Origin of the sequence: Mangrovactinospora gilvigrisea, assembly GCF_001879105.1 — a bacterium.
In the GTDB taxonomy this organism is placed as follows: domain Bacteria; phylum Actinomycetota; class Actinomycetes; order Streptomycetales; family Streptomycetaceae; genus Mangrovactinospora; species Mangrovactinospora gilvigrisea.
On the sequence record NZ_MLCF01000063.1, the window covers coordinates 21,719 to 28,838 of the forward strand.

Genomic DNA, 7,120 nt, shown 5'->3' on the forward strand with positions numbered 1-7,120 from the left:
ATTGAGTAGTAATGTCTGTATCTATAATAGCCACATCTATCATTGCATGCCGCTGTGGAGTGAACCAGCGGCACCTGAGCCTGACGGGGAAGGGGCGATCGCTGCCACGCTCCGGTAGTAAGCGCGCGCGGGACCCCCGCATCTGCGGGGAGCGTACGGTCAGCTTCATCGCGTCCGGGTTGGGATCGTCCCCGTGCTGCGGAGGCGAGTCGTAGGACTCGGCGAGCCCTTCTCGGCAATCAGCGCGTGTTCTCCGCGCTGCTGACGTGAGCCGTTGTTCGCGAACGCGCGGAGGATGCGGTCGAAGTGTTCTCCTTGCAGCAGCCGAAGCGGTCCAGTGCTCCCCGCGCTGCTGCAAGTGGGTGACGGCGGCAAGAGCCGGCGTCAGCACTGAGAGTCTCTCCAGTAACAGAGAACTACACCTCTATAAAGTGAACCTCTCTATGCTGAGGCTTGCTGCGGGCTCACCGACAGAGTTGCCGCGGCGGTGGATGCTGGCCTCTGGCACCTCCACTCCGGCTGGGCCTTCGCATCTGGGAGGGGGACGCCTCGTCGAGAGGAGCCCGCCCAGGAACCAGCTCCGGTACCGCGATCGATGCTACTTGACCTGGAATGTTTCCAATCCAGGTACCCGCTGCTACGGTGGGAGCATGCCAGCTTTGAATGTCGACTTCAGTGACGAAGAGATGGCCGCGCTGCGCGCCGAGGCGCACGAGCGCGGAATCACCCTCAAAGCCCTGCTCAAGCAGTCGGCGACCGCCGAAATCAGCCACCAGCGTGCGCTCCGCGAAGGCGCCCAGGTCTTCCGCGAGTTCATCAGCGCCCACCAGGCCGAGTTCGACCAGGCATTCCCCGACGAGGTGCCGGGGTCCGGTCGACACCCCTCCGGTTCCGCCGCCTGATGCTCGTCCACGTCGACATCCGCTGGCTGCTCGAGCGGCAGTCGGAGATCATGCCCAGCACGCCCGAGATCAGCGACTACTCAGCGCTGGTGGCCGCCGTCGCCCGGCACCGGGTCAACACACCGCGCCTGGGGATCGACCCGGATCCGGCCTGGTGCGCGGCAGCCCTCCTGCACACGGTGCTGCGCCTGGAGCCGCTGCCGGCCCGCAACAGCTTCTTCGCGTGCGCGCTGGTCCCCGCCTACATGCACATGTGCGCCGAGACCATCGACGCCGGCCCGAAGGAACTGATCGAGCTGGCTCAACGCGTGCGTGCCGGCGAAGTCGACGTCTTCGACGTCGCCAGACGGATCCGCGACTGGCGCGTCTGACACCCGCACACGCCGGTGCTGGATATACGCGGCGGAGGCGGTGATCTGCGGTGGGGAACCGTGGTGAGGAGCCGCCGCGGTCGTGGGAAAGTCCTGCCGTGGGCAAGGATCTGACCTGGCGTCGCCTTACCCATTCCCGGGGCCGCGCGTCGCCGGGCGATCACCCTCACAATGGCGGTCATGGAGCCGCCCGCCCACGCGCCGATCCTTGCGGGGACCGGTCGGGCGAGTATGCGTACGAGGTGACGTGGAATGGCGGCCGGGTGATCACGACCCGACGGGGCGGGCAGCCGGAGCGAACCAACGCGCGGGGGTGTACAGACCTCGCGGCCCGGTTGGGAGAACGCGGTCGTTCTCGACGGCGAGGCCGTTCAGGTCGACGAGGCCGGGCGCCCCGACCTCTCCATGTTCCAACCCCGGTTCGCGTCCAGGCATCCACGCCCCGGCGGCCCCCCCCAGCGCACACCGTGCCCTGCAAGTTGCTCCCTGTGCCGAACGCCTCGCGAACTCACTACCAGCCGCTCCCGTCCGACGAGAGCGGCTGCGATGTCAGCCCTGGTCCGGCCCGGAACGAGGGGTTTGGTCTGTCGGTTCGTCCTCGGGCAGGACCCAGTTGCCCTCGTCGTCGAAGGGCCACGGATGGGCGTACAGGTCTCCGCGGACCAGTTCGCGGAACGTGAAGCGATCGGCCGGAGGATCCCTCGGCGCAAGCAGTGGAGCGGAGAGCGGATCGATCGCGGAGGCGTGTTCCTCGGCCCAGCGCAGCCAGTCCTGTTCCGCTGCGGAGACCGTCTCGCCCCGGCGGTCACGGACAGCTTCGGTGAAGGCACGGATCTCGGCGGCCCTGCGCCATCGCTGCAGCTGGCCGGTGAGAGCGTCGTCGCGTGCTGTGTCGATCTGCCGTCGGCGGGCCTGGACGATCACCGCGTACCACTGGCGTAGCGCTTCTGTCTCGCGGCGCGTCTGTTCCTGCTGTCTGTGCTCGATCTCTTTGGCCCCGTCCTCGAGATCGCGCAGGAATCGGCCGAGGCGGGACTCGAGAGTCCAGCGGGCGCCGTCGGCGTGTGAGGAGGAGGCCGGCCACCGGGTGCCGAAGGTGTGCGCGTCGAGAGAGAGGCGGCCGTTGAGCTCATAGTCGTACTTCGGGATCCGTATCCAGGGGCTGCGTGCGCGTGTGCGGAGCTCCTTCGGGGTCGGCTCGTGCGGCACCTTGCTGGTGCGCTCGGTGAGGGTGAGGGAGAACGCGGTGCCGCCGATGATGACGGCCAGGCGGTGCACGGCTTCGCCGTCGGCGAGGTCGGTGTGGGAATCGACTGCGTAGCCGCGGGATTCCGCCTCGGTCAGCAGTGCGTGCATGATCCGAAGGGCTCGCTCGGCGTTGGGGCGCGTGATGTGGAGGGGAATGACCTTGGCGCGGCCGCGGGTGTCGATGATGTCCTTCGCTCTGCCCAGGACCTTCTGCGTTGCCCGGACGAGCGGGTGTGGACGATCCAGGCTGTCGGGCACCTCGATAACCGGTAGCGAGGCAGGCTGGGCGGTCCGCTCGGCCTCCTCGTCGACCAGGGTGAAGGTGCAGTCGCCGCTCTGGCGGCCGGTGAAGCGCAGCTTTCGGCCGGCGGGGATGTGGCAGTGGTGGAGGGCGTCGTAGTACGCGTTGCGCCAGCGTGCCCGAGTCTGAGGACCGGGATCAGGGACGGTGACCGTGCCGTCGCCGTCGCCCAGGCGGGCGATGAGCTCGGACCCGCCCGAAGGGGCGAGGGCGGCCTGTTCGGGGTCCTGCTGGAGGCGTTGCCGCTCCTCTTGCTCCTGGCGCGGGTGCCGACCGTGCTTGAGGTAGTAGCGGCCGTCGGCGGTGATGACGGCGACCTCGCTGCTGCCGTACCCGTCGGTCTTGATAAGCCCGCGGGTCTTCAATGCCCATGTGGTCATGGAGCTTTCGGAGGAGACGGACAGCGCACTGTCGGACTCCGAGATCTGCTGCAGCAGAGCGGTCTGCTTCTCCGTCAGGGTGTATTTCATGGCTTCGGCCGCCTTCGAACCACCTACACCAGGGCCTCGAACCCTAGTGGAGGCGCTGGGCAGCGGATCGGAAACGCACTCGGACGAGTGGTTTGGCACGATACGGCGCTTCTGGGCGCCGGGGCGGGTGTAACCGAGGCCGACCGGATCTGGTCGACTTACAGCCGGGCGGGCCGCTGCCGGTGAGGGCGGAGGGCGGCCGGGACTGGGCCATGCGCCGCCTTGCCACCCCGATGACACAGGGCGGGCTCCGTGGGCTACCCGACAGGATTCGGGGCACGACGGCTCATGCCTCGAGATTGGTGATCAGGAGCGGTAGAGGTCATCCAGGCTGATCAGATGGGCGTCGCCGTGGGCGGCGGCCTCGCGCAGTGGGGCGGAGAAGGGGCGGCCGCTGACGCATACCAGTCGTGCACTGTCGGCTCCCGGATGTCCGGCGCGCACCAGCAGCTCCTGGATGCGTTTGAGGCGGTCCAGATGGCCGGCGCCCATCTGCTCCTGCCATTTGGCCTCGCCGATGCCCAGGATCACGCGCTGCCCCGAGGTGTCCCGTCCGAGGGCGACGAGGTCGAGCTCGTGGGAGGTTTTGTGTTCGGGATCGTTGACCACGCCGTAGCTGACTTCGGCGACCGGAAGGGCGAACAGGCCGTCGGGAGCGTGGTCTTGGGCCCAGTCGCGGGCGATCTGTTCGAATCGGGGTCCGACCACGCTGCCGGCAAAGCGGCGGGCGCTGGCCGTCCACACCTGGGCCGCGCGTCCCTGGCGTTCCAGACGGCTCCACTCGGGCCGCATCACCGCGTGGTGGAAGGCGACCAGGGGTTCGTTGATGCGATAGGCGCTGCGGCCGGGCCGGAAGGCGTCGACCGCGCGGGTCAGCAGGCCTGCGTCCTCCAGGACGGTGAGGTGGTAGGAGATGTCGGTGGCCTTGCGCTCGAGGTAGCCGGCGATCCCGCCGCGGGTGTGGTTGCCCTCGGCCACGGCGGCCAGCACCGAGTGGTAGAGAGCGTTGTCGCGGATGTCGGGTTCCTCGGCGAGCAGGTAGCGGGCTTCGCGAAACAAGGGGCTGAATCGGTCCAGGACGTTGTCGACGACCCAGTTGTCGAAGGAGGCGACGGACGCGGGGGCCTCGCCACCCGGTGCCCAGTCGCGGTAGGCGGGGGAACAGGTCGATGAAGTCGAAATCGGGTTCGCCGGGCCGCTGGTTGCTTCCGGGTTTTTCGCTCCGCACGGCAACCATTGGCATTCTTCGGGTATGGCTGACACCACGATCAAGATCAGCGAAGAGGCGCGGGACCGACTCCGGCAGCTCGCCGACGAACGCGGCATCTCCATCCGCGCCCTGGTCGAAACCCTCGCCACCACCACGCCCACCGAGGCAGAGCGGCGCGCAGCCGTGGAGCGCAACCTCACCCACGTGGCTGCCGCCAACGGCGTCCGCCTGACCGAGGCTGACCTGGAACGCGGCCGCAAGGCCAAGGCGTCCTTGAGTAGCCTGGCGGAGCGCCGGTGATCGTCCTGGACCACACCGTGCTCCGGGCGCTTAAGGACGGCCGGCCCACCCTGCTGGCGTTCGCCGCCACCGCGCCCGAGCACGCCCCGGCCGGCTCACCGTCCCGCTTCTGTGCCGGATTGCGCTGTTTCACACCACCCGCAGCGGCGTCACCGAGGGCTCCGGCGAGTCCGGCGGACGAGGGACCAGGCCGCCCACAGCAGGAACCGGGGTTCGCTGTGCGGTCGGCCGGTCGGCCGGTCGGCCGGTCGGGTGCGGCGTCGCGTTGTACAAGCAACATCGTCGAGCGCCTGATCAGCGAGCTGAAGGCATGGCGGGGGATCGCCACCCGATCGACAGGACCCCGGCCGGCTACCTGGCCGGCGTCCGCCTACGGGCCACGATGACCTGGCTCAAGGACGCTGCGACGGCTTCGGACTGATCACGACCCATTACGCGGCCTAGCGCCGAACCCGCAAGTGGATGGGCCCCGATACCTTCGAGGGCCGCTGCAGACCGGGCCGGGCGCGGAATCAGGTTGGGCCGGAGTTAGATGCGCCATGAGCGGATGCGCTCGGCCAACTCTGTGGTCTCCACCCGGTAGGCGTGGACGTCGCCGGCGGTGTCGGTGAGGGCACCGTAGGGCGGATCGATGGCCTCGCCGCAGGCGGCCATGTAGCCGATGGCGACGACGGCGGCGTACAGCTCGTTGCGCTCCGGCAGCGGGCGCAGGCGCACCAGGGTGTGCATGAGGCAGGCCGCGCGCCAGGCAGGATCGGGTTCGTGACCCAGGGCCGCGGGTTCGTGCGCGTGACGGGCTACAGCGGCGGCTAATCCGGTGAAGTCGCCCACGGCTATGGCATCGGGTAGGTGGCGGTCCTGGACCTCCAGGAGCCAGCGCATGTCGATGGTGAGCAGCATCAGGCGGCGCGGCTGCTGCTCGGCGGGAACTTGGCGTCGAACTCCTCGCGCAGCGCCCCCCAGGCCGCATCGGCGGCCGCGTTGAACGTGCGGTGCTGCTGCTCGCGGAGGCTGGCGTCGTGGACGTAGTCGGCGACCGGGACGCCGGCGGCCTCGGCGGCGGCCTTGAGGGCGGCGTACTCGGCGGGGTCGAAGCGGACCTCGACGGGTGTATCGGGCTGGGGGTCGGTCTCGGCCATGGCCCCACGGTACGCGGCGATCGGCATCTCTCGGGAGGGATTGCTGCCGCAAGTCCCCTGGGCCCTGTATACAAGGGACGGGTCTGCTGCGAGGCAGCGGCCTGATTCGGCGGAAGTCGACCCGGCCGAGTCCGTGGATGGTCCTACAGCCGTGCAGTTCACGCGCCGCTTGATTGCCCAGCGTCCAGGATCCGAAGCCGTTGCAGCGCGCGGAGGCGAACGCGCCCGAAGCGTTGGCGGCCTTGGGGGTGCCCTTGTCGGCGGTCACTGAGGTCTTTCCAACCTGAAGTCCCAGGTCAGCACGCCGCATGACGTTGTGTCAGGCGAGACGAAGCCCCTGTGGTAGACGAGTTGTCAACCACGATCAACCGTCTGCCACCAGGGGCTTCTGATGATGGTCTACCCGTCCGGACTCGACCTGTCCAGCTCGACCCTGCGCTACCTGACCCACGAACTGGCCCGCCGTCGAGTCGTCCTCGGCACCCGCTGGCGGTGCCTGAGCGCCGGGCGCCAGGCTCTGCTCGTCCTGACCCACCTGCGCGTCGGCCACACCCACGCCCAGCCCGCGGCCGGCTTCCGGATCGGCATCGCCACGGCCTTTCGCTACATACGCGAGGCCGTCGACGTGCTCGCCGCCCGGGCCGCCACTCTCAAACAGGCGGCGGCCGTCGCATCCGGCAAGGCCCATGTGATCCTCGACGGCACGCTGCTGCCGATCGATCGGATCGCCGCCGACCGGCCCTTCTACTCCGGGAAACACCGCAAGCACGGTATGAACGTGCAGGTCATCGCCGACCCCATCGGCCGGTTGATCTGGGCCTCGCCGGCCCTTGCTGGCGCCGTGCACGACAGCACCCACGGCATCATCGACGCGCTCACCGAGGCCGGGGTGACGGTCTTCGCCGACCGCGGCTATCGCGGCGCCCGCGGCACGGTTCGCACTCCGATCTGGGGCCGCGGCCTGCCTCGCGGACCGAAGCTGGTCAACATCACCCATGCCAAGATTCGAGCGGCCGGCGAACGCGCTATCGCCACGCTCAAGACCTGGCGGCTGCTGCGGAAGCTGCGATGCAGCACCAATCGCATCACCGCTGTGGCCCAGGCGATCATGACGTTGCATCACGTCAGCTCAGCGGCATGATGAAAAAGGTTCCCTACCTTGTTCGTGCGGGGTCGGTC

8 protein-coding genes are annotated in these 7,120 nt (G+C 68.8%); 4 read left to right on the plus strand and 4 right to left on the minus strand.

Annotated features, from left to right (window positions below):
• Window positions 1-650 precede the first annotated feature (650 nt).
• Both BIV57_RS13055 and BIV57_RS13060 read left to right on the plus strand, forming a co-directional pair.
• The gene (locus BIV57_RS13055) at window positions 651-902 is read left to right on the plus strand and encodes a hypothetical protein (protein WP_071656937.1); all 252 of its coding nucleotides are present in this window, start codon (window positions 651-653) and stop codon (window positions 900-902) included.
• Window positions 902-1,273, plus strand: coding sequence for a toxin Doc (locus tag BIV57_RS13060; protein ID WP_071656938.1), 372 nt, complete (start codon window positions 902-904; stop codon window positions 1,271-1,273). Before BIV57_RS13055 ends, BIV57_RS13060 begins: the two co-directional genes overlap by 1 nt.
• A gap of 549 nt (window positions 1,274-1,822) precedes the next feature.
• Here BIV57_RS13060 and BIV57_RS13065 read toward each other — a convergent pair.
• Complete coding sequence (locus BIV57_RS13065) at window positions 1,823-3,292, minus strand: hypothetical protein (protein WP_107409559.1); 1,470 nt, start codon at window positions 3,290-3,292, stop codon at window positions 1,823-1,825.
• A 306-nt stretch (window positions 3,293-3,598) separates the two neighbouring features.
• Window positions 3,599-4,555 carry an AAA family ATPase gene (locus BIV57_RS13070; protein ID WP_139275635.1) on the minus strand — a complete coding sequence of 319 codons (957 nt, stop codon included), beginning with the start codon at window positions 4,553-4,555 and terminating at the stop codon, window positions 3,599-3,601.
• Between BIV57_RS13070 and BIV57_RS13075 the strand changes: the two genes are divergently transcribed.
• Entirely contained in the window at window positions 4,545-4,802 is a 258-nt protein-coding gene (locus tag BIV57_RS13075; RefSeq protein WP_071656940.1) for a hypothetical protein, read from the plus strand. The genes BIV57_RS13070 and BIV57_RS13075 overlap by 11 nt on opposite strands.
• A 528-nt stretch (window positions 4,803-5,330) precedes the next feature.
• Here BIV57_RS13075 and BIV57_RS13080 read toward each other — a convergent pair.
• Together BIV57_RS13080 and BIV57_RS13085 are read right to left on the minus strand one after the other, a co-directional pair.
• Window positions 5,331-5,702 (minus strand): toxin Doc, encoded by a 372-nt coding sequence (locus tag BIV57_RS13080; RefSeq protein WP_071656941.1) that lies wholly within the window; start codon window positions 5,700-5,702, stop codon window positions 5,331-5,333.
• A complete protein-coding gene (locus BIV57_RS13085) occupies window positions 5,702-5,941 on the minus strand; it encodes a plasmid mobilization protein (protein WP_139275637.1) in 240 nt (79 codons plus the stop codon). The genes BIV57_RS13080 and BIV57_RS13085 overlap by 1 nt, the downstream gene beginning before the upstream one ends.
• A 391-nt stretch (window positions 5,942-6,332) precedes the next feature.
• Here BIV57_RS13085 and BIV57_RS13090 point away from each other — a divergent pair, with 391 nt between their 5' ends.
• Complete coding sequence (locus tag BIV57_RS13090; protein WP_071656943.1) at window positions 6,333-7,082, plus strand: IS5/IS1182 family transposase; 750 nt, start codon at window positions 6,333-6,335, stop codon at window positions 7,080-7,082.
• Window positions 7,083-7,120: the final 38 nt, after the last annotated feature.

Coding starts and splice junctions, on each gene's coding strand:
- BIV57_RS13060 (WP_071656938.1), top strand. CDS start 902: ATGCTCGTCCACGTCGACATCCGCTGGCTGCTCGAGCGGCAGTCGGAG.
- BIV57_RS13055 (WP_071656937.1), top strand. CDS start 651: ATGCCAGCTTTGAATGTCGACTTCAGTGACGAAGAGATGGCCGCGCTG.
- BIV57_RS13080 (WP_071656941.1), bottom strand. CDS start 5,702: ATGCTGCTCACCATCGACATGCGCTGGCTCCTGGAGGTCCAGGACCGC.
- BIV57_RS13090 (WP_071656943.1), top strand. CDS start 6,333: ATGATGGTCTACCCGTCCGGACTCGACCTGTCCAGCTCGACCCTGCGC.
- BIV57_RS13075 (WP_071656940.1), top strand. CDS start 4,545: ATGGCTGACACCACGATCAAGATCAGCGAAGAGGCGCGGGACCGACTC.
- BIV57_RS13085 (WP_139275637.1), bottom strand. CDS start 5,941: ATGGCCGAGACCGACCCCCAGCCCGATACACCCGTCGAGGTCCGCTTC.
- BIV57_RS13065 (WP_107409559.1), bottom strand. CDS start 3,292: ATGAAATACACCCTGACGGAGAAGCAGACCGCTCTGCTGCAGCAGATC.